General features: G+C 37.0%; 24 protein-coding genes. 10 read left to right on the plus strand and 14 right to left on the minus strand.

Annotated elements, in window-relative coordinates; all coding sequences use genetic code 11:
- Positions 1-13 precede the first annotated feature (13 nt).
- From NG809_RS03640 to tpx, 4 genes are all read right to left on the minus strand, one after another.
- Complete coding sequence (locus NG809_RS03640; protein WP_262148163.1) at positions 14-424, minus strand: VOC family protein; 411 nt, start codon at positions 422-424, stop codon at positions 14-16.
- Between the two features lie 75 nt (positions 425-499).
- A complete protein-coding gene (locus NG809_RS03645; RefSeq protein ID WP_262148164.1) occupies positions 500-1,090 on the minus strand; it encodes a Crp/Fnr family transcriptional regulator in 591 nt (196 codons plus the stop codon).
- 217 nt (positions 1,091-1,307) lie between these two features.
- Positions 1,308-2,519 (minus strand): DUF763 domain-containing protein, encoded by a 1,212-nt coding sequence (locus NG809_RS03650; protein ID WP_262148166.1) that lies wholly within the window; start codon positions 2,517-2,519, stop codon positions 1,308-1,310.
- A 194-nt stretch (positions 2,520-2,713) separates the two neighbouring features.
- Positions 2,714-3,211 carry a thiol peroxidase gene (tpx, locus tag NG809_RS03655; protein ID WP_262148168.1) on the minus strand — a complete coding sequence of 166 codons (498 nt, stop codon included), beginning with the start codon at positions 3,209-3,211 and terminating at the stop codon, positions 2,714-2,716.
- Positions 3,212-3,413: 202 nt separating this feature from the next.
- Here tpx and NG809_RS03660 point away from each other — a divergent pair, with 202 nt between their 5' ends.
- The gene (locus NG809_RS03660) at positions 3,414-5,042 is read left to right on the plus strand and encodes an NADP-dependent glyceraldehyde-3-phosphate dehydrogenase (RefSeq protein WP_262148169.1); all 1,629 of its coding nucleotides are present in this window, start codon (positions 3,414-3,416) and stop codon (positions 5,040-5,042) included.
- A gap of 216 nt (positions 5,043-5,258) precedes the next feature.
- Positions 5,259-5,675, plus strand: coding sequence for a VOC family protein (locus NG809_RS03665; protein WP_262148170.1), 417 nt, complete (start codon positions 5,259-5,261; stop codon positions 5,673-5,675).
- Positions 5,676-5,891: 216 nt separating this feature from the next.
- Here NG809_RS03665 and NG809_RS03670 read toward each other — a convergent pair whose 3' ends face one another.
- Entirely contained in the window at positions 5,892-6,722 is an 831-nt protein-coding gene (locus NG809_RS03670) for an alpha/beta fold hydrolase (protein WP_262148171.1), read from the minus strand.
- A gap of 205 nt (positions 6,723-6,927) precedes the next feature.
- Between NG809_RS03670 and NG809_RS03675 the strand changes: the two genes are divergently transcribed.
- Both NG809_RS03675 and NG809_RS03680 read left to right on the plus strand, forming a co-directional pair.
- Positions 6,928-7,416, plus strand: a complete 489-nt coding sequence (locus tag NG809_RS03675; RefSeq protein ID WP_262148172.1) for an RNA polymerase sigma factor — start codon at positions 6,928-6,930, stop codon at positions 7,414-7,416.
- 117 nt (positions 7,417-7,533) lie between these two features.
- The gene (locus NG809_RS03680; protein WP_262148174.1) at positions 7,534-8,124 is read left to right on the plus strand and encodes a hypothetical protein; all 591 of its coding nucleotides are present in this window, start codon (positions 7,534-7,536) and stop codon (positions 8,122-8,124) included.
- A 117-nt stretch (positions 8,125-8,241) separates the two neighbouring features.
- Here NG809_RS03680 and NG809_RS03685 read toward each other — a convergent pair whose 3' ends face one another.
- Positions 8,242-9,777, minus strand: coding sequence for a S41 family peptidase (locus NG809_RS03685; RefSeq protein ID WP_262148175.1), 1,536 nt, complete (start codon positions 9,775-9,777; stop codon positions 8,242-8,244).
- Positions 9,778-9,905: 128 nt separating this feature from the next.
- Between NG809_RS03685 and NG809_RS03690 the strand changes: the two genes are divergently transcribed.
- The gene (locus NG809_RS03690; protein WP_262148177.1) at positions 9,906-10,997 is read left to right on the plus strand and encodes an MBL fold metallo-hydrolase; all 1,092 of its coding nucleotides are present in this window, start codon (positions 9,906-9,908) and stop codon (positions 10,995-10,997) included.
- A 1-nt stretch (position 10,998) separates the two neighbouring features.
- Here NG809_RS03690 and NG809_RS03695 read toward each other — a convergent pair whose 3' ends face one another.
- Together NG809_RS03695 and NG809_RS03700 are read right to left on the minus strand one after the other, a co-directional pair.
- Positions 10,999-11,286 carry a GNAT family N-acetyltransferase gene (locus NG809_RS03695; RefSeq protein WP_262148179.1) on the minus strand — a complete coding sequence of 96 codons (288 nt, stop codon included), beginning with the start codon at positions 11,284-11,286 and terminating at the stop codon, positions 10,999-11,001.
- A gap of 113 nt (positions 11,287-11,399) precedes the next feature.
- Positions 11,400-12,692 carry a hemolysin family protein gene (locus NG809_RS03700; RefSeq protein WP_262148181.1) on the minus strand — a complete coding sequence of 431 codons (1,293 nt, stop codon included), beginning with the start codon at positions 12,690-12,692 and terminating at the stop codon, positions 11,400-11,402.
- Positions 12,693-12,852: 160 nt separating this feature from the next.
- Between NG809_RS03700 and NG809_RS03705 the strand changes: the two genes are divergently transcribed.
- Entirely contained in the window at positions 12,853-14,037 is a 1,185-nt protein-coding gene (locus tag NG809_RS03705) for an MFS transporter (protein WP_262148183.1), read from the plus strand.
- A 56-nt stretch (positions 14,038-14,093) separates the two neighbouring features.
- On the opposite strand, the gene NG809_RS03710 is transcribed toward NG809_RS03705, so the two are convergent.
- The 6 genes from NG809_RS03710 to NG809_RS03735 form a co-directional block, all read right to left on the minus strand.
- On the minus strand, positions 14,094-14,333 hold the full coding sequence (locus NG809_RS03710) for a hypothetical protein (protein WP_056032111.1): 240 nt from the start codon (positions 14,331-14,333) through the stop codon (positions 14,094-14,096).
- Positions 14,334-14,371: 38 nt separating this feature from the next.
- Complete coding sequence (locus NG809_RS03715; RefSeq protein WP_262148186.1) at positions 14,372-15,688, minus strand: hypothetical protein; 1,317 nt, start codon at positions 15,686-15,688, stop codon at positions 14,372-14,374.
- An 85-nt stretch (positions 15,689-15,773) separates the two neighbouring features.
- Positions 15,774-16,667: a 3-hydroxybutyryl-CoA dehydrogenase gene (locus NG809_RS03720; RefSeq protein WP_262152552.1), complete on the minus strand. Its 894-nt coding sequence runs from the start codon at positions 16,665-16,667 to the stop codon at positions 15,774-15,776.
- Positions 16,667-17,098: a hypothetical protein gene (locus tag NG809_RS03725; protein WP_262148188.1), complete on the minus strand. Its 432-nt coding sequence runs from the start codon at positions 17,096-17,098 to the stop codon at positions 16,667-16,669. The genes NG809_RS03720 and NG809_RS03725 overlap by 1 nt, the downstream gene beginning before the upstream one ends.
- A 31-nt stretch (positions 17,099-17,129) precedes the next feature.
- Positions 17,130-18,008, minus strand: a complete 879-nt coding sequence (bla-A, locus tag NG809_RS03730; RefSeq protein WP_262148191.1) for a CGA/CIA family class A beta-lactamase — start codon at positions 18,006-18,008, stop codon at positions 17,130-17,132.
- Between the two features lie 79 nt (positions 18,009-18,087).
- Complete coding sequence (locus NG809_RS03735; RefSeq protein WP_262148193.1) at positions 18,088-19,050, minus strand: Gfo/Idh/MocA family protein; 963 nt, start codon at positions 19,048-19,050, stop codon at positions 18,088-18,090.
- Positions 19,051-19,416: 366 nt separating this feature from the next.
- On the opposite strand from NG809_RS03735, the gene NG809_RS03740 reads away from it, so the two are divergent.
- From NG809_RS03740 to NG809_RS03755, 4 genes are all read left to right on the plus strand, one after another.
- On the plus strand, positions 19,417-20,067 hold the full coding sequence (locus tag NG809_RS03740) for a protein-L-isoaspartate(D-aspartate) O-methyltransferase (protein WP_262152553.1): 651 nt from the start codon (positions 19,417-19,419) through the stop codon (positions 20,065-20,067).
- A 2-nt stretch (positions 20,068-20,069) separates the two neighbouring features.
- On the plus strand, positions 20,070-20,468 hold the full coding sequence (locus NG809_RS03745; RefSeq protein ID WP_262148196.1) for a DUF1801 domain-containing protein: 399 nt from the start codon (positions 20,070-20,072) through the stop codon (positions 20,466-20,468).
- 120 nt (positions 20,469-20,588) lie between these two features.
- On the plus strand, positions 20,589-21,560 hold the full coding sequence (locus tag NG809_RS03750; protein WP_262148197.1) for a 2-hydroxyacid dehydrogenase: 972 nt from the start codon (positions 20,589-20,591) through the stop codon (positions 21,558-21,560).
- Between the two features lie 231 nt (positions 21,561-21,791).
- Entirely contained in the window at positions 21,792-22,157 is a 366-nt protein-coding gene (locus NG809_RS03755; RefSeq protein ID WP_262148198.1) for a hypothetical protein, read from the plus strand.
- Positions 22,158-22,215 lie beyond the last annotated feature (58 nt).

Below are 22,215 nucleotides of genomic sequence, written 5' to 3' on the forward strand. Positions count from 1 at the left end.
GTTGTTTAAAATTTTATTCTGAAGGAATCTGAGAAACATCTCCGTGCATCACTTCCCACTGATGACCATCGGGATCTGCAAATGCCCACTGATACATCCAGCCGTGGTCCCGTGGTTCACTGTATTCAGAACCTCCGTTTTCCACGGCAGTTTTCACCATTTCATCTACTTCGGAACGGCTTTTAACACCGATTGCCAAAAGAGTCTGCGTGGTTTGTCTGTTTGCAACAGGTCGGTCGGTAAAAGTTTTGAAGAAATCTTCATGCAGAAACATGGTGTAAATATGATCTGTTTTCATAATGACACAGATTGCTTTTTCATCTGAAAACTGTTCGTTAATCGAAAAGCCCAGCTTCGTCCAGAATTCTCTGGTTTTCTGAACATCCTTTACGGGAAGGTTGACATAAATATCTGTGATTTCCATTTGTAATTTTTAGTGTTAAATTTTAAACCAAAATTAGCAAGTCGGAGTGGAAATCTACTTGCCATAAGACAAGATTTAAACTTTTCTGGGATGCGAAACCAATTCTTTGCGGATTCTGCTTAATGAAGTGTCTGTGACACCCAAGTAGGAAGCGATTTGCTTTAAAGGTGCGAACTGTACCACCTGCGGTTTCTGTTCTAAAAGATTGAGATATCTTTTCGTTGCTGAAAGCGTAAACATCTCCACGGAACGTTGTTTATAGGCAAAAAGTTCGTTAGACATCCATGCCCTGCCCCATTCACTGAGGTTTTGTATTTTGTGGTAAAGTTCCTGAAATGTATCGAAGTCAATTTTTAAGCACTCACAATCTGTGATGCAGACGATATTTTCCTGTGTGGGAATTCTCTGAAATAATGATGAAACTTCAATAATGATTTCATTTTCAACAAAAAAATGTGTGGTCACATCATTTCCGTTAAAATCGGTGACAAATGATCTTGCCAGACCTTTTTCCAAAATAAAATATTCATTGGCCGTCTTGCCTTCCTGCAAAATAAAATCTCCCTTTTGAAAAACCACTTTTTCGTGAGCCTGAAAGATTTCTGCAAGCTCTTCTTCGAAAAAAAACGGAAAATCTGAGTATACTTCAAAGGCTTTGCTGGTCATGAATTTCTTGTTTGTGTTCAGGTTTTAAATTTAAAATTTTTATTTGGAATATTGGAGAGAAAATTTTCAGATCAGAACATCAGAGTTTTAAACAAAAAAAAATCGCTTCTAACATAAACGCTTCGACAGGCTCAGCGTGACAGTGCATAAAACAAGTATCGATTGATTTGTCAGGCTGAACTTGTAAAAGCCCTTATTTTGTTTATTTATTACAAGTTTAAAACAAAGAAAGCTGAATCGGTTTGGAAAGAGCGGGTTTTTCAGCGTCGCCAAAGACGGTTTTTCCGCCGAAGCGCCATGAATTCTGCCTTTCTTCTTCAATCACATCATTAATATCGAAGTCAGGCGTGAAATTTTTCTCAGCCTCCGAAATGATTGTATGAAGCTTATTAATAGACTGCAATTTATCTGAATTTCCAAGTTTTGATTTTTCAATTCCCTTCTGTAAAATAGAAATTGTTTCATCATAAACATTGATTGGCACAGGAAACGGATGCCCGTCTTTCCCACCATTGGCAAAGGAAAATCTCGCCGGATCTCTGAATCTCGAAGGCGCACCGTGAATGACTTCACTTACCAAAGCCAGACTTTGCAATGTTCGTGGGCCGACTCCTTTTAGCAAAAGTAATTCTTCAAAATTCTCAGGCTGATTTTCTCTGGTCATGTACAACAACGTTCCAAGCTTTTTTAAATCAACATCTGACGTGCGAACGTCATGATGGGCAGGCAAAATCAAATTAGCAAAATCCTGCATGATTTTTTCTGAGTTGGTATGAGAAATTTCTAAAATTCCCTTTCGGCTGTCTGCGGCTTCATGGGCAGTTAAATTCAGAATATTTCCACGATTGATGCCCTGAATTCCTTTGTGTGGTTCATCGACAAAGGATTCCATGTTTTCTGAATGCCAGTGATAACGGCGAGCTGTTCCGTCAGCATCGTTCATTCCCTGTTGCACGACAGACCAATTTCCTTCATCGGACAAAATAAAATTGTGGAGATACAATTGATACCCATCCTGAATCGCCGTGTTATCAACCTTTGCGGAGAGTTTGCTGGCGCGAACAAATTCATTTCCATTCAATCCGGTTTTATCAGCAATAAGTAAAAGTTCGTTTGGAGTTTCTTTTGAAAATCTTCCCTTTCCGCCACAGATATAAATTCCGAGCTCTTTAGAATTGGGATTGATGGAACGTTTTAAAGCGCCCATAACGGAAGTTGTAATTCCTGAAGAGTGCCAATCCATTCCCATCACAGCACCAAAACTCTGAAACCAAAACGGATCTGCCAATCTGCGGAGAACTTCGTTTTTTCCGTAATCGGCCAACATCACTTCAACGATTGAAAGTCCGAGTGTCGCCATTCTTTCATAGAGCCAAGGCGGGACTTTGCCGTAGTGAAGAGGTAATGTTGCAGTTCCGGAGCGTTTCATATTTGATGATTGATGATTGATGTACAAAATTAAAGCCTTACGAAAGAAATTCAGAAGGCTTTAAACATATTTTTTAAATTTTTAATGTTTTACTATTCTTGTACATTTAGATTTTAAGATTATCATAAGGTCTGAAATATCAACAAAGTCTGCAAAAGCAATTTTCAGAATAACTTACGACTGAAAAATATTCATTATTTCAAAGCCGCTACAGCCGCTTCATAGTTCGGCTCCTGCCCGATTTCGGGAACCTGCTCTGTGTAGATTACTTTTGTATCTTCATCCAAAACCACAACGGCTCTGCTCAAAAGTCCTTTCATCGGAGAATCTGTAAGGGTAACTCCGTAATCTTCGCCAAAATTACCTCTGAAATCAGATAATGTTTCAACATTTTTCAAACCTTCAGCTGCACAGAATCTCGACAATGCGAAAGGCAAATCTCTTGAAACGTTGATGACAACTGTATTCTCGAGTGCTGAAGCTTCTTCATTAAATTTTCTTGCGGAAGCCGCACAAATTCCTGTATCGATGCTTGGGAAGATGTTTAAAACAACTCTCTTTCCTGTGTAATCTGCAAGATGTTTTTCAGATAAATCTCCGGCAACCATGGTGAATTCCTGAGCCTGATTTCCTACCTCGGGAAGATTTCCTATTGTGTTTATCGGGTTTCCTTTAAATGTAATTGTAGACATAAATTTATTTTTTTAATGTTACTTCAAATTTAGTCAAATCATAAAATATCTGCTTTCTGAGAAAGGTTAAATAATTCTTAAAATATCATCCGGTAAATTCCTTTTAAATATAAATCAAATCAGTTAAAACGGAAGTTTTTAAATCAAAAATTTCCACCTAACTTTAATGTTTCAAAATCCAAAACTATTAAATCAAAAATTTATGAATTCAGAAAACACATCACCATTCGGAAAGATTTTTAAAGGCGAAAACGATATTCCCGAAGAATTTAAAATAAAAGAAATCCATCAGCGAGAATACCTTCTCAATGGTGAACTCATCCCATGGAACGGCGAGACAACGGATATTTATTCTCCTGTTTGCATTCGCACAGAAAATGGTTTACAAAGAAAACTTTTGGGAAGCATCCCAAATATTGGTGTAAAAGAAGCAATGGAGGTTCTTGATGCCTCAGTAAAAGCCTATGACAACGGCTTTGGCGAATGGCCAACCATGACCGTAGAAGGACGAATAAAATGTATGCAGAAATTTGTGTATCTGATGATTAAGCAGCGTGATTTGATTATTAAATTACTCATGTGGGAAATCGGAAAAACGCTTCCGGATTCCACAAAAGAGTTTGACAGAACTGTAGATTATATCAACCAAACCATCGACGCACTCAAAGATCTCGACCGTGAATCTTCCCGTTTTCAGCAGGCTGAGGGAACGATTGCCCAGATCAGGAGAGCGGCACTCGGTGTGGTTCTGAGCATGGGACCTTTCAATTATCCTTTAAATGAAATTTTCACCACTTTGATTCCTGCATTGATTATGGGAAATACGATTTTGTTTAAACTTCCGAAACATGGCGTTTTAGCACATTATCCATTATTGAATGCTTTCAAAGAAGCTTTCCCGAAAGGAACTGTAAATACTTTATACGGCAAAGGTTCAGAAATCATTACCCCAATAATGGAAAGCGGAAAAGTGAATGTTCTTGCCTTCATTGGATCGAGTAAAGTTGCCAACGGACTGAAAAAACTGCATCCAAAAGTCAACCGTTTGAGAGCAATTTTAAGTTTAGATGCAAAAAACGCAGCGATTGTCACTAAAAATGCAGATCTGGATGTCGCAGTGAGCGAATGTCTTTTGGGCGCTCTATCTTTTAACGGACAGAGATGTACAGCTTTAAAATTGATTTTCGTTCAGAATGACGTTGCTGATGAATTTACACAAAAATTGAGCAAAGCCGTCAGCGAAATGAAAGCTGGTTTGCCATGGGAAAACGATGTAAAAATCACGCCACTTCCAGAAGTAAACAAGCCTGATTATCTTAAAGAATGCCTTGAAGACGCTCAAAATAAAGGTGCAAAAATTTTAAATGAAAACGGTGGTTTTACCGAGGAATCTTTTGTTTTTCCTTCCGTAGTTTTTCCTGTAAATTCAGATATGAAACTGTACCACGAAGAACAGTTTGGGCCGATTATCCCAGTGGTTCCATTTGAAAATATTGATGAACCAATTGAATATCAAGTCAATGCATCGCACGGAATGCAGGTGAGTATTTTCAGCGAAGATCCTTTGGAAGTTTCAAAACTGATAGATTCTTTCGTCAATCTGGTAAGCAGAGTGAATATCAACTGCCAGTCTCAGCGTGGTCCGGATGTTTTTCCGTTTACAGGAAGAAAAGACAGTGCTGAAGGTACCTTGTCGGTTTTTGATGCACTGCGTTCGTTCTCAATTCGCTCATTGGTTGCTGCAAAAGCTACAGATTCAAACAAAAATCTTTTGAATACGATTGTGAGAGATCATGATTCTAATTTTTTGAGTACGGATTATTTGTTTTAAGATTTAAATCATAATTAAACACAAAGGGCACTAAGATTTTTTCCTGCAAAAACGTTTTGAGGCTCACAGAGCCGTAAACTTGCAGAAGATGAATGGGTTTTAAAATTAAAATCGATGAACTTTAGTAAGCTTTAACGGTTTTGTGAAACGAGAACAAGCTGAATATTAAAAAACTTAGCGAACTCTGTATTCAAAATTAAAAAAATCCAAAATATTATGAAATTCAAACAAATCTGGGCAAATTTTGCCGTAGAAAATCTTGAGAGAACAGAAAAATTCTATAAAGATTTAGGTTTAAAATTAAATTATTCCGGTGTTGAAAAATCGGACAAACCAAAGCTCGTGAGTTTTTTCTTTGGTGAATCTGATTTTGTAATTCACTTTTTCGAAAAAACACAGCTTGAATTTGCAATGAATGGAAAAGTTAGCGATACGCAAAATGGTAATGAAATTATCTTCTCCATTTCGGCTGAAACTGTGGACGAAGTAAATGAATGGGCTGAAAAAGTCTTGATTGCAGGTGGAAAAATTCACAAAGAAGCCAAAAGACAGGAAGACGGTTTTTACTATTGTGTTTTTGCTGATCCGGACGGGCACAAATTTAATGTCTTATTAGTGGAAAAAGGGATGTAAAAATCATAGAGCCTGTTTAAAAATAATTAAAAAACAAATTTTCAAGTCATTTTTCTTTTCCCCAGCCCTAAAGGGTGTAACAATGCCTTGAAAATTTCATCAAAATTAACTCCCTTTAGGGTCGGGGAAATTAATTTTTATGAAATTTCAACAGGCTATAAATAAAAAAAATCGGGCGGTCAAAAATGGCCGCCCGATTCACTGATATATAAATGTCTAATTTGAAGTCAAAAATCTGCGCAGAATTTCGTTTAACTTGTCTGCATGGGTTACGTTAAGTCCGTGTGGAGCACCTTCAACTACGATAAATTCGTTGCTTGCAATGCCTGTTGCAGCCTGTCTCGCGGAAGTTTCTATCGGAACAATCTGATCGTCGTCACCGTGAACAATTAATGTTTTCTTATCAACATTCGCCAGTTCCGAACGGAAATCCGTATCAGCCCACGCTTCTGCTGTTTTGATCGTCGCCAATGGCGATGCCTGCGAAGAAGTCTGCCAATCGTAATTCAATTGTGCCTGAGTGACTGTTTGAGACAATAATCCGTAGTTGTAGAAATTTTTGTGGAACGTTTCAAGAAAAGTAACTCTCTCTTTTTTCAGACTTTCTAAAATTCCGTTTAAATCATCCAAAGGAACACCGTCAGGATTATCATTTTTCTGTTTTACCAGAGGAATAATTGATGCAATTAAAGCCACTTTATCAATGTTTTCTGAACCGAAATTGGTAAAATATCTCACCACTTCGCCACCACCCATTGAGAAGCCCATTAGAATAACATGTTTTAGCTCCAGCTGTGTAATCAACTCGTGCAAATCGGCAGTTAATGCATTATAGTCGTATAAATCTCCCGTTGGAAAAGACTTTCCGAAACCTCTTCTGTCGTAAGTAATCACTCTGTAGCCCAAGTCGGTAAGTGTGGGAATCTGAAGTTCCCAGCTTCTTCCGCTCAACGGCCAGCCATGAATCAGTACAATCGGCTGTCCGGAACCGTAATCTTCGTAATACAGATTAAAATCTTTGTCATTTTCTTTTGTGATGTAAGGCATAATTTGAATATTTTAAATTTGATGTTGATTAGATTTTAACAAATACTAAGCCATGAAAAATACTGTGGTACGAAAGGTTGGATTTATAAAACCCAGCCAGCGTTTTGAACGCTGGCTGGGTTGAGTCCAGCCGTACAAGCAATTTCTACTAAAATCTGTAACATTATTTAATTTTGTACACTAACTTTTCAGAGTTAATTAAACCATGAACTTCGAAAAAGAATTTTTAGAACGTATTGAAAAACATAAAGGAATCATCTTTAAGATTTCGAAAATGTACATGGACGATTCTGAAGACCGCGCTGATCTTTTTCAGGAAATAACATTTCAGGTCTGGAAGGCATATCCAAAATTCCGCGGAGAATCTGAATTTTCGACATGGCTTTACAGAATTGCTCTGAACACCGCAATTGTATTTTTAAAATCTGAAAAGAAAAGAAGTTTCATCGGAAATGAGGATTTTTCAAACTATAAAATTGTTCAGGATGAATATGATCTGGAGAAAGAGGACAAACTCAACAAAATGTATAAAGCTATCAACCAACTGAATGCCATAGACAAAGCTTTTATTTTTTATTATCTCGAAGATTTCTCTGGAAAACAGATTGCCGACCAGATGGGGATTTCCGAAGGAAACGTGAGGGTAAAAATGAACAGAGCGAAAAATAAACTGAAAGAAATTTTGAGTAGATAAGATGGGAGATGGAAGTCTGAAGTCTGAAGTCTGAAGACAGGAGATATTCAACACCCAGCATCAAACACCCAGCATCCATCATCCATCATCCAACCAAAAATTATAAAAACAAATATTATGAATATCGACGATCTAAAAGATACGTGGAACAGAGAAAATCCCGAAGCCACACCCGAAATCAGCACCGAACAGAGAAAATCGATGAACCTTCCACTGGAAAAGATGCGTAAAAATATGCGTGGAGAATTCTGGTCCACGGTAGGAATTTTTGTTTTTGCCTTTGCCTTGATGTCGGTGAGTCCGGCTCCTTTTAAGTTTAATTTTTATGTCAATCTGCTCCTTGTATCAATGCTTTTTGTAACCGTTTTTTACTTCAGCAAATTTTTTAAACTGTATAAGGAAATGGGAAATCCCGAACTCAAAACGTACGACGGACTGAAAGATCTTCTTCACCAACTCGAGCTTAACAAACAGTATTACATGTCATTTTACGTAGCGTTCGCTCCGTTTATCGTTTGTGAAATGATCATCGTTCTGGAATTCATCCCAAGACCGGTTCCGCTAAGCAATATTCAGATTGCTTCTATATCGATTGGAACTTTGGCAGCAGGAATTTTCGCTTTGTTCTATCTCGGAAAATGGTGGTTCAAAAGATTTTATGGCAAAAACATCGACACCATAAAAAAAATGGTAGATGATCTGAAATAAATTCCAAAAAAATCGGCAACCCTCACGAATTGCCGATTTTTTTTATTTTAATTCAAATTTAACTTGCGTTTCAACTGAACCTCAACCTCAACCTCAACCTCAACCTCAACCTTAACCTCAATTTCCCGCTTTCTCCTTCTCAATCTCAGCCTTAATCCAGTCCAGTTGCGGATCCTGTTTGTTTAAAGTGCTTTCGAGATTGTTTAAAATTTCAACATTGGGCCTAACCCCCTTTTTGGTTCCTGTAAAATCAATATTTGGCTGTACTAAAAGTAATCCGATCGGAAGCTGAAGTTTGGAATTTGGAAGACTTTGGTAAGAATAAAATCCCGCAACCGTTCCGTCATTCGCTCCGCCTGTTTCTTCGCCCACCAGGATTGCGCGCTGGTCATTTTTAAGTTTGGAAGTAATGATTGATGATGCTGAAAAACTTCCGCCGTTGATCAAAACATATACTTTCCCGTGAAAAGCAGTTTCCTTTGGCTTCGTTTCCTTGCTTTGTTTCATTCTGTAATACACTTTTCCGTCTTTTCCTTTTTTACTGACGAAAAGTTGTCTGGTAAAAACAAATGGCGACAAAATTCCTTTGATTAAATATCCAACCGGACTGGTTTTTCTGAAATAATTGGTCTTCAGCGGACTGTATCTTGATGTCATCTCAGGCTTATTAACCAAAGTAAAAGGTTCTTTTGCCAGATACGAATAGAGATTATTGATTTCAGATAGTGAACCACCATAATTTTCGCGAACATCGATGACCAGATGAGTTGCTTTTTTATCTTTTATTTTCTGAAAAGTTTCCTTGTAAAAACGGTCGGAGTAAGATCTTGAGAAACTTTTCACTTTAATATAAGCAATCGTGCTGTCTTCATCCAGATATTTGAAGGTTCTGTTGTAAGAATCCGTTGCGGCGACGTAATCGTTTGTTCGTTTTTCTGTATTTAATTTCTTTTGCGCCTTGTCTTTTTCTTTATCGGCCTCAGATTTGGATTCGCGGGTAAGATGAACTGTTTTAATGACATCTTCGTACCTTGTTTCAATCTTAGCACTGTCCATAAACCCGTTTTCAGCGGAATAATAATTGAAAAAACTGTCTTTCAGATAGTACGGATAAAATGTAGAATTATATCCGTCACTCGTCATCAGTTTTCTGTATTTCTTAATATAATTTTCCACAGGAACGCCGTTGATTGCAAGAATTTCTGTTCCCGGAAGAATGTTTTCTATTGAATCCTTATTTGCTTTTACAAACAATTTTTGGTTTTCAACATAATAATCCAGTCTCGTAAACAGACCTTTTTTATTTTTCATCCCACGGATTTCCTTGTTGGAATATCTTTTTCCCGGAATTCTCACTGCCAAATGCCCCTCTCTGACATCCGCCACGACAGGCTGTATTTTAAAATAAAAATCCACTGGTGAAAGTGAATCTGTAATGCTCAGTTTCAGGCTGTCAAATTTTTTATTTAAATCTTTTTCAGATACGTACCAAAATAAGTTCGGATGAAGTTCTTTAAGCTTTTCGTAGGCATAATCTACATCATCTTTAAGTTCGTTTGGAGGTAATTTTGTTTCCCGCTGACGGTTGTATTTCTGTACAGAATTGCACGATATAATGACGGCTAGTACGGCTAATAAAGAAAATTTTTTCAAGGTTTAAGTTTTTGATGTCTAAAAATATAAAAGTTTTCACAAAAAACTGAGGCAAATAAAAAGTAATTTGATTTTTAAACCGTTATTAAAGGTAGATTTGATTTTTTTTAATCGTTTAATTTTAATTTATGCTCTATTTATTGATTTTGGTTTTGGCACTTGCCGGATTTGCGTATTACGTTTTATCACAGGAAGTTTTCGGTGCGAAGCCTCAGGGAAAGCGTCTGGAGAAAATGCTTCTGTCTCAGAATTACAAAAACGGACAGTTTCAGAATCTTAGTGTGACGCCACAACTTGCAGAGGGTCAAAGTATGCCGAAAGTGATGTTTAATTTTCTTTTCGGTAAAAAAAATCCGGATTTGAAACCCAAAAACAATATTCCGTTCGTGGAAACTGATCTTAAAAATTTAAATAAAGAAGAAAATGTTTTTATCTGGTTTGGGCATTCATCGTATTTTATACAATTAAATGGCGTGCGGTTTCTTGTGGATCCTGTCTTCAGTAAATTCGGTTCGCCTTTCAAATTTTTCAACAAGGCTTTTTCTGGTGCAGATTTCTATACTGCTGACCAGATGCCTGAAATAGATTATCTCGTAATAACCCATGATCACTATGATCATTTGGATTATCCAACTGTAAAAAGTTTAAAAAATAAAGTGAAACAGGTGATTCTTCCTTTGGGAGTTGGTTCTCATTTTGAAAAGTGGGGTTATGCAGAAGAACAGCTTTTGGAAGAAGACTGGGGCGGAAATTTTGTTCTGAAAAACAATCTTCAGATCACATTCACGCCTGCGAGACATTTTTCCGGACGAAAATTTAGCAGAAACAATACGCTTTGGTCTTCTTTTGTGTTGCAGAGTTCTGATAAGAAAATATTTTTGGGTGGCGACAGCGGTTACGCCAGCCATTTTAAAATGATTGGTGAAAAGCATGGCCCTTTTGATTTTGCCATCCTTGAAAACGGGCAGTACAACGAGGCGTGGAAGTACATTCATGCACTTCCGGAAGACGTTATTCAGGCTTCTGAAGATTTGAATGCGAAGAAAATAATTCCAGTACATTCAGCGAAATTCGCATTGGCACTTCATGCATGGAATGAACCTTTACAGAAAGTTGCGGAATTTGCACAAAAGAAAAATCTACCCGTTCTCACACCGAAAATCGGACAGATTTTAAATTTAGATCAGGAAAACAATACGTTTGAAAAGTGGTGGAAATAGGCTAATCATGCCAGATTCCCCTGTATCTTTTTGGATGGTTTTCGAGCTGCTGTCTTACAAAATCACACTCCGGATCGATCATATAATCTTTGTCTTCGGCAAAACGCACAAGCTCGTCAAGCAGTAATTTGGCATAACCCTGACCTTCCAGTTCGGGGTTTATTTTTGTGTAATAAACGTTGATGAGCCTGCCGTCTACCGCAATCGACATGTAACCGACCTTCTCGCCGTCTTTAAACATTTGAAGCTCATCCTGATATTCTGATATTTTGAAAGTTACATTATCCATAATTTCTTATATTTTATTAGACTTCATTTTCATTTTCTCAAAATTATTTCAACTTTGATTTCCTTAAAATTACAAAATTTAAATGAAATCAAAACTTTTTAAAACTGATTAACCTAAATAATCTCCGAAGTTTCATCAATTTTTGTTGCTAAAATCTTATCTACACGATTGCCGTCTTTGTCTACGATTTCCAGAAGAAGATGGCTGATTTTTACTTTGTCACCCGTTTTGGGAATGCCTTCAGCTTCATTGAAAAACAAACCCGAAACACTTACAAATTTGCTTTCAATCTCTTCATCCACTTCGATGTCGAAATACTTTTTAAAATCATAAATTGTACATTTTCCGTCAATCAGCCACGAAGTTTCATCACGCTGAATAATTTCCGGTTCGGTATCAATTTCATGTGAAACAGTTCCCACAAGATCATCGAGAATGTCATTTAAAGTAACAATTCCTTTTGTACTTCCATATTCATCAATCACAACAGCAATATGCGATTTGGTATCCTGAAAACTCTGCAAAAGCGGATAAATAAAAGAATTTTCACTTACGAAAATCGTTTTGTGCATGTGATCACCCAGTGAAAATCCGTCTTCACAAAAATCGAAGAGATCTTTCATCTTCACAATCCCGACAATATGATCAATATTTCCGTTTTCGGTAACCGGATAGGTGGAAAAAGAGGCGTTTTTTATTTTCTCTTTCACAGTCCTGCAGTCGTCTTTTAAATCAAGAGAAATTATTTTTGTGCGGTGGGTGATGATGGAATTGACCTTTCTGTCACCAAGATCAAAAGCATTTCTGAGAATATCATGTTCTTTATCTTCGATGATTCCGCCTTCGCTTCCTTCTTTGATCAGAGATTTTATTTCTTCTTCGGTAATGGCTTCCTTGTGGTCATTGTAAATTCCGAAAATCTTTAAAAACAAATTGTTAGTAACCGTCAAAAGCCAAACGAAAGGCGAAGCAACAGCAGAAAGCCAGTACATCGGTCTTGCGATGAATATGGAAATTCTTTCCGGAAATTTCAGCCCCAGACGTTTCGGGATGAGTTCGCCAAAAACAATGGAAACAAATGTAACGGTGAAAACAATGAGAAATGAAGCAACGCCGTGAACGTAATCTGCATTTATTCCCAGATTCAAAAGCTGTCTTTCAAGATCGGAAATAAGCCTGTCACCCGAAAAAATACCGAGGAGAATTCCGATCAAAGTTATCCCAATCTGAACGGTAGAAAGAAATTTGTTTGGATTTCCGGCAAGTTTCAGGGCAGTTTTGGCATTTGACAGACCTTTTTTGGAGGCTGTTTCAAGCTTGTATTTTTTAGAGGAAACCAATGCCATTTCAGACATTGAAAAAATTCCGTTGAGAACAATCAGCGCAATAATGACGAGAATTTCCATATTTTTTGTGTGGTGATTTTTAAATGTAAAAAAACTACAGAAAAAAAGATGCCTGTTTTGATTGAAATTAAAAATATCATATTTAATAATTATTAATCTCTACAAACGTGCTATATCAGATTAATTGTCGGAATTTTGAGCCCATTAAAAATCAGTACTGATGCTTACAGAGAAAAACAGATTTATTGCGACAGTTTTGGCGTTTGCAGTGATACCGATGTCTGGTCTGGCGACCGATATTTATTTGCCAAGTATGCCGAGCATGGCGAGAGATCTTCATCTTCCTGAAAGCAGCATCCAGCTTACACTTTCTCTTTTTCTCATCAGCTATGGCGTGACGCAGTTTTTTGCGGGAAGCGTTGTAGATTCTTACGGTCGTTACAGGATTACACTTATTTCACTGGCTCTTTTTGTGATTTCATTTTTAATCACTGCCAATACAGCAAATATTTATGTGATTTATGCGATGAGAATTCTTCAGGGCGTACTTTCGGGATTTGCAGTGGTCGCCAAAAGAGCTTTCTTTGTGGATGTCTACGAAGGCGATGAGCGCAAACATTATCTCAGCATTATGACGATCGTATGGTCTGTAGGTCCCATCATTGCTCCGTTTATCGGTGGTTATCTGCAGAAAATTTTTGGTTGGGAATCCAATTTTTATGTGCTGGCAGGTTACAGTTTTATCCTTTTGATATCTGAATATTTTTTCTCCGGTGAAACTTTAAAATTGAAAAAAGTTTTAAGTTTAAGTCTGCTGAAAAAGGAATACAACATGATGTTCAGAGCAAAAGATTTCTTCTACGGAATGCTGATGTGCGGTCTGAGTTACTCGATGATTATGTTTTTTAATCTCTGCGGATCGTTCATCATCGAGCACAAAATGGGATATTCTGAAGTGGTTGCCGGCTATGTTTCCTTAATTTTAGGTTTTGCGTGGATGCTCGGCGGTTTTATTGGTAAAGCTTTAATCAATAAAGCATTTTTACCTAAAATAAGAATTGCTAATTTTTTGCAGATCGGTTTAATTGGAATAATGATTTTCGCATCGTTTTTTCTGAATACCATTTACAGCCTCGTCGCTTTTGCATTTGTTATTCATGTGACAGCAGGATTTATTTTCAACAATTATTTCTCGTACTGTATCGGAAGATTTCCAAACTCTGCGGGAATTGCGGGTGGATCAACCGGCGGGATGGCTTTCATCATCACTTCTGCAATCAGCTATGGAGTTGTGGCTGTTTTAAAACCTGAAATCCAACTCGACGTTGCCGAAGGGTATCTGGTGATGGGAATTTTAGGGCTGTTGGTTTTAAGTTTAATTAAATTCAGAAAGGCGCATATCTGATTTCTGAGCACAAAAAAAAGCCGCCAATCGGCAGCCTGATATTTTTTTGTTGATTCTTAGTCTTCCTCTTCTTCGTCGTACTTAGCCAACTCTTCGTCGCACCATTTGAACGCAGCTTCAACTACTTTTGTAGCCTCATCTGCCATCGATTCTTCATCATCGCCTTCCAAATCGTCTAACCACTCAACTTCCTCTTCTTCAACGTTCAGGATAAATCTTGGATACTCTGTATGAACCACGAATAAATCTTCTGGAAATTCCGAATTGTCTGCTAATAAAAACTTTGGTAATTTCATTTTTTGTAATGTTTTAACTTTAATCAAAGATAATAAAATTATTGAAACTTATTCTTTCTGAGCTTTATTTTTTCTAAAACTTTATGTTGTGTTAACGTTGTTTTCTTCAAGGTGTCTTCCACCTTGGAAGTGAGATCAATATCCGGATTTACAGTACTTATGAGTTCAGCAATCTGCACTTCATCAAGTTTTTCAACATCTTTCACATAAAACAAAAGCTTTGTATTTTCAAGTTTTTCCTGTTTAAGAAACCGTGTGATTTCTTTTCGGTTTTCAAGGTAATCTCCTTTAGATAACCATGTAAATAAAGCTCCTGAAATTAAACTTAAAAACCCCAACGCATAGGTTTTAACATTAAAAATCTCAAACAGCTTTTTGAAATAAACCAACCAAACCGGAAATGAAAACGGTGCCAATAAACGATAATCCAGCGGCGTAATCCAGTAAAAATACTGTATAAAATATGAGCAAACTATACCGCAAACACCAATTAGCAAAAGAAATTTATCAGTTTCAGAAAGTCTTTTAGTAAAAAACAGATAAAGCATTAGCACAATATTCATAGCCCCAATTCCGTAAATGGCGACATTAATTTTTCCTCCACCAGGATCTGCTATATGAATGAAAGGATTAAAGGAAGTCGCAAGTCCCTGAAAAAATTCCGGAACTAATTTTGAAGTCGGATTGAGTCCGATTTCTAAGGCTTCATTGATGTAATTTGAATTAAAGTAATCTATAAACAAAAATTTATATACTATGATAAAAAGAAGACCAATAAATGCTGAAATAATAAAGGTTTTAGCATAATTTCTCTTGCAGAAAATCAATCCGAAAAGTCCGGTTCCTCCTACAAAAAACAAAGAACTGTATCTGATATTATATAAAGCAATCAGCGATATTGACAGGTAAAAAATGGCTTTTCCGCCAGAAATTTCTCCGGTTATAATCTGATGAGCACAATAAAAAAACAGGAATACGAAAGGCAAAATCAAGGCTTCACTCATCGTAAAAGAAAAGATGGAAAGAAAACTGAAAATGGCTGAAATCAAAACCGATTCTTTAAAGAAAAATCTCTTTTTCCAAGCAAAAATGATGATAAAAAGGAAAGCCAAAATACCGACAATTTTACTTGCCCAAAATTCATCTGTTCCGAATAACGTAAAAAACTTAATGGATAAAGGATATCCAAGCGGCGTAATCGTGTTATCCACTTCCGGCAAAACGTGGGCAAACCTCATGTATCGGATCGAATCCGGATTTACCCTACCCTTTTCGTTCAGTAAAAAACGCAAAATGGTCATCACTAAAGTAATGATGACCATTGATATCTGAATGTTTCTTTCTTTAAAATTCAAGGATTCAAATTTAAGATTCAAGATTTAAAATTTAAAATTCAATATTGAAGACTATTTTGACTTCCTACTTCCAGCACCCAGCTTCCTACTTTTTCGCAAACATCTTTGCTACTTTTTCAGCTTTTTTGCTTTCGGAATAATCATAGAAACCTTCACCGGATTTAACTCCTAATTTCCCTGCCATCACCATGTTCACCAACAATGGATTTGGGGCATATTTCGGATTTTTGAAGCCGTCGTACATTACATTTAAAATGGCCAGACAAACATCAAGACCAATAAAATCTGCCAACTGAAGCGGTCCCATCGGATGAGCCATTCCAAGCTTCATCACCGTATCAATTTCCTCAACACCCGCAACGCCGTTGTACAAAGTTTCGATGGATTCGTTGATCATTGGCATCAAAATTCTGTTCGCCACAAAACCCGGATAATCGTTCACTTCAACGGGAACTTTACCTAAAGTTTTGCTCATTTCGTAGATCGCATCGAAAGTTTCCTTTGAAGTAGAATATCCTTTGATGATTTCCACCAGTTTCATAATCGGAACCGGATTCATAAAGTGCATCCCGATTACTTTGTCTGCTCTTTTTGTAGCGGCAGCAATTTTAGTAATAGAAATAGATGAAGTGTTTGTAGATAAAATGCAGTTTTCAGGAGCAAATTCATCCATCTGAGCGAAGATTTTCAGTTTCAGATCCTGATTTTCCGTTGCAGCTTCCACTACAAGATCCGCATCGGTTACAGCGTTCTTCAACTCTGTAAAAGTTGAAATATTTCCTAAAGTTTCAGCTTTTTGGTCTTCTGTAAGGTTTCCTTTTGCAATAATTCTGTCAAGATTGGTGGTTATCGTTTTTAAACCTTTATCTAAAGCATCCTGAGAAATATCTACAAGATTTACTTTAAAACCGCTTTGTGCGAAAGTGTGTGCAATCCCATTTCCCATGGTTCCTGCGCCGATAACTACAATGTTTTTGATCATTTTATTTTCTGTTTTGTTAATTCTGTTTTGTTTAAAGTAGTGTTGGGTAAAGCTGATAAAGCACTTTTCGAAACCATCGAGGTTCCCATGAAATCTACTGTTCCATCGCTTCCTCCTTTTGAATTATTCTGTGCATTAATTGCAGCTTCAAGACCCGAAATAAATTTTCTTCTGTTTGATTTTGACAGGGCATCAATTCCTACAAAAAGTTTGAATTCACCTTCTCTTCCCAAACCGGTCTGCTTATAGATTTCAACGGTTTTACTTTTATTTTTACCCTGAAATTTCTGGATATAATCTCGCACAGGCTTTTCTGAAGGCGGCCCGCAGCAGATGCTGTTGTAGCTGATCTGATAGAAGTTTTCGCTCTTCTGTGCAAAGAAAATTGCAGAAGTGAAAATCCCGAATATTAATAATACTTTTTTCATTTTTGAAGTTTTTAAAATTAAGCTTAAATTTTTATTTATTAAAATAATCCCAGACAACTTTAGAAATATCTGAAATCATTTTACAGTTGACCTCACTGCTTTCTGTTGAGTTGCTGACGAATACAGCTATTGCATAATGTTTGCCATTGGGTAAAGTGACGATGGCAATCTCATTTTCAGCGCCTGTAAGACCGGCATTATTCTTTCCTGAAGCTCCCGTTTTCCTTGCTACGGGCGTGTTTTTGGGAAGCTGATCGATCAGTTTATTTTTTCCTGTGGAAGTTGAGAGCATTACTTTCATCAGATAATCTGTCGATTTTTCAGAAAGAAGTTTATCGTCGTAGAGTTTTTTTAAAGCATCCACCGCGGCGTTTGTGGTGGAATAATTTTTATACTGCACATTCCAGTCTTTGTGCATTTCTGCCTCGCCTGAAATAATCTGAAAGTTCTTTACATTTTTAGAATCGAAAAACTGCTGTACTGTTTTTGGTCCGCTCAAAAGTCCGAGCAAGATATCGCAACCGCTGTTATCGCTTTGTGCCACGGTAAGCTCAACAATTTCACTCAAAGGAACTTCTACTCCACCATTTGGATATTTATCACGCAAAGGCGACCATGTGTTTTGCATTAAATTATCCTTGGTCAGTAAAACTTTCTGATCGAGAGACAGTTTTCCTTTATCAACATAATCCAAAACCGCTGCAGCGATGTGAAATTTGAAAACACTCTGCATCGGCAGTTTTTTTTCCGCGTTTTTGCTATATTTAAAACCATTTTCAAATCCCAAAACAGAAATTCCGACTGTTGCTTTTTTATCTTTTACGATTGCATTTATTTTCTTGTCTAAAACCGATTGCTGTGCACAGAAAAATGCAGAAATCAGGAGGAATAGTAAGCTTATTTTTTTCATATAAAGTCGTGTTGTTTTTTTCTTAATTGGATTGTGTTTCATATTCAACAGATTGCTTCGTTCCTCGCAATGATGTTAACTACGAAATCAATTCCATAATCTCCAAAGCCACTTTCAAAGCTTCAGTCCCATCTTCCAAAGAAACTTCTACATTTTTCTCCTGAAGAATGGCATCTGCAAACGAATTCAATTCATCCAAAATGGCATTATTCGCCTGAATATTAGGATATTCAAATAAAATCTGATTCTTTTCACCTTCAGCATTTTCAATAATCATATCGAAAGGTGTTGGGTTTTCCGGCGCTTCTTTCATTCGGATAACTTCGGCCTTTTTTTCCAAGAAATCTACAGAAATATAAGCATCTTTCTGGAAAAAACGGCTTTTTCGCATGGCTTTCATTGAAATTCTGGAAGTCGTTAAATTGGCAACACAACCGTTTTCAAATTCAATTCTCGCATTTGTAATATCTGGACTTTTACTCACCACACAGACACCGCTTGCGTGAATATTTTTCACTTTGGATTTCACCACACTCAACAAAATATCAAGATCGTGAATCATTAAATCCAAAACTACAGAAACATCGGTTCCACGCGGATTAAACTCTGCCAAACGGTGAATTTCAATAAACATCGGATCCTGAATATAATCTTTCGCACCAATGAACGCAGGATTATATCTTTCAACATGTCCAACCTGTGCTTTGATCCCGTTCTCACGGCATTTTCTCACGATTTCTTCGGCCTGTTCCAACGTTTGAGTCACCGGTTTTTCAATGAAGAAATGAAGTCCTTTTTCAATTGCTTTTAAAGCATAATCGTAATGATAAAGCGTCGGCGTCACAATGTCCAGCATCTCAATCTGATCCAGCAACTCATCAAAATTTTCAAAATATCTGTACCCGAATTCGGCTTCAAGTTTTCTGCCGTTTTCTGCATCCTTATCGTGAAAACCAACAAATTCATATTTATCTGACTGATTAAGAAGCCTCAAATGGATTTTTCCCAAATGACCTGCACCTACCAAACCTGCTTTTAACATAGCTGTATTAAATTTTTGTAAATATAAAGCTTAATTTGAAATTTGAGGTTTGAAAATTTGAGATTCGGGGTGCGGGGTGCGAGGTTCGGGATGCGAGATGCGAGATGCGGGGTTTGAGATTCGGGATTTGTTGTTCGGGGGTTTATTTAATTTTAATATTTGATGGTTATGTAGATTTTTTGAAAATTGAATCATGGAAAGTATTGGTTTAATTTTTATTATATCACGGTAAGATTTCAAATCTCAAACTTCAAATTTCAAATTGAAAATTGTATCATGAAAAGTATTGGTTTAATTTTAATAAAATCACGGCAAAATTTCAAATCTCAAACTTCAAATCTCAAATCAATTCCTTATTTTTGCTCTATGCAGGATTCATTTGTACATAAGGGAAAGAGAAGGAATTTGGTAGATTATCTCAGACGCAGCATCGGGATTTCTGATGAAAATGTTCTCGCTGCCATCAATCACGTTCCCAGACATCTTTTTATTGAAAGTATTTTTGAAGATTACGCCTACGAAGACCGCGCTTTTCCTATCGCTGCACACCAGACGATTTCGCATCCTTCCACGGTAGCAGAGCAGTCTGAACTTCTGGAGGTAAAGGAAGGAGAAAAAGTTCTGGAAATCGGAACCGGTTGCGGTTACCAGACTGCAGTTTTAATCGCTATGAAAGCCTTGGTTTACACCGTTGAAAGACAGAAAGATCTTTTTGATTTTTCTAAAAAGAAACTGAGGGAAATGAATCTCTACCCTAAATTTCAAAGTTTCGGAGATGGTTTTGCCGGACTACCGACTTTTGCTCCTTTCGACAAAATTATCGTGACTTGCGGCGCTTCAGTTTTGCCTACGGAATTATTGAAACAGCTGAAAGTGGGTGGCAAAATGGTGATTCCGTTGGGGCCGACCGATCAGCAGGTTTTGTACAGATTTACCAAAATTTCTCCCACGGAATTTGAAAAAGAAGAATTCGGTGCCTATAAATTTGTTCCGATGCTGAATAATACCAATCAATAAATATGATTAATCCTGATATTCTTGATTACATTGAAAAACAGTCAGGTTCAGACAAAGAAATCTGCGATATACTTTCAAAAATAATTGATGCGGAACTGAATGATGCAGAAAATAAAATCTGGCATTCTCATCCCGTTTGGTTTCTGGAGGAAAATCCGATTGTAGGTTTCAGCAGACAGAAAAAAGGAATCCGTCTGATGTTTTGGAGCGGAAAATCTTTTCAGGAAGAAAAACTGAATGTAGAAGGCGATAAATTTCAGGATGCTTCAATATTTTTCAATGATAAAACTGAGATTAACGAAGTTGATTTGAAGCGATGGCTTAAAAAATCTGTAGAAATACAGTGGGACTATAAAAATTTAGTTAAAAGAAAGGGCGAATTGATTAAACTTAAGGGCTAAATTTCCGGCGTTCGGAATGATAATTGAATTTAAAAGTACTTTAAAAACAATTTAAATTAACACTAACACACCTCATTTTTATATAGTGAGGTTTTTTATTTGAATAAAAAGATAGATCTTATGAAAGTATTTGTAAACAAAAGAATTCCGGAAGTTGGAATGAAGATAATGAAAGAAAATGGTCTTGATGTTTTCGTCCCTGAAAACGACAATCTTTCCCATGAAGAATGGCTGAAATATTGTCAGGAAAGTGATCTGATTCTGAATGTGGGTTTTCATAAATTCGATAAAGATTTTTTCGAACAATGCCCAAACTTAAAAGCTATTGCTCTTTTTTCAGTAGGTTTTGATCACGTTGATATTAAAGAAGCTACATCAAGAAAAATTCCTGTTGGAAACACACCGGATGTTTTAAGTGCAGCAACGGCAGATACTGCGTTTCTTTTAATGCAATCGGTAGCACGCAGATCAAGCTTTTATTTTGAAAGAGTAAAAAACGGCGAGTGGGGAGATTTCGATCCTCTTTTTGCACTGGGTCAGGAACTTACAGGGAAAACTTTGGGAATTTTCGGTTTGGGAAGAATTGGTTTTGAAATGGCTAAAAAAGCGAAATATGCTTTCGGAATGAATATCATTTACCATAACAGAAATCACAACGAAGAAGCGGAAAAAGAGCTCGATGCTAAATACGTTTCGTTTGATGAACTGGTGGCTCAGTCTGATGTGCTGTCCATCCATGCAAATTTCAAACCTGAACAAAGCGAACTTTTTAATGCTGAAGTTTTTAAAAACATGAAGCCTAATGCAATTTTTATCAATACAGCGAGAGGAGGATTTCAGAATGAGCACGATTTGTACGAAGCCCTGATCAACAAAGAAATCTGGGGAGCCGGTTTGGATGTCACCAATCCAGAACCCATGAATAAAGAAAATCTTTTGCTCGGCCTATCCACCGTCTGTGTACTCCCACACATCGGTTCGGCAACCGAAGAAGCCCGAAACGGAATGGCAAAAATGGCCGCCGAAAATCTGGTCGCCATCTCAAAAGGAGAAAAAATGCCAACCTGTGCGAATGAGGAAGTGTACGGGTGAGATTTGAGATTTGAGATTTGAGATTTGAGATTTGAGATTTGAGATTTGAGATTTATCAACAACTTTTTTCTCAAGCACTTATTGTGTGAAGCAAAAACTTGAACATATTAAACTTGGATCATTTTACTTTCCCTGACTCTTAATCCTACTTGCCTCTTTCTACTTTTTACTTGGCTCTTTCATAATTGGACTCATTTTTGTCTTATCCGAAACATCACAAAAAATAATATTATGATTACAGAAGACAATGCCGCAGAGCAAGAAAGAAAGCTGGATGAGATGGATTACAATCCGGGTGAAGATATTTTCAACAGGGAAGAGCACATCCCTTTGGATGGAGACGGAAACCCAATTTTAAATCCCGGCCATGTAAATGATGGAATGCCTTACGGACTGGATATTCCGGGAGCGGAAGATGACGACAATTTTGAACAGATTACCGATCAGTTACCCGCAGAAGAAGACGATGTTTACAATATCGCTGATGATGAAGAAGACCAGTTTGAAGACGAAGATGATCTGATCGATGACATGGAAAATGAAGAGGAGGATGAGAATTATGAAAACGAAGATAGGGAAGATGATATTGATAATTAAATCAATATAAAATTACAAATTCTACATAAGCAAAAACAAAGGCTGTCTCAATAGGGAC

This window comes from Chryseobacterium foetidum (assembly GCF_025457425.1).
In the GTDB taxonomy this organism is placed as follows: Bacteria; Bacteroidota; Bacteroidia; order Flavobacteriales; family Weeksellaceae; genus Chryseobacterium; species Chryseobacterium foetidum.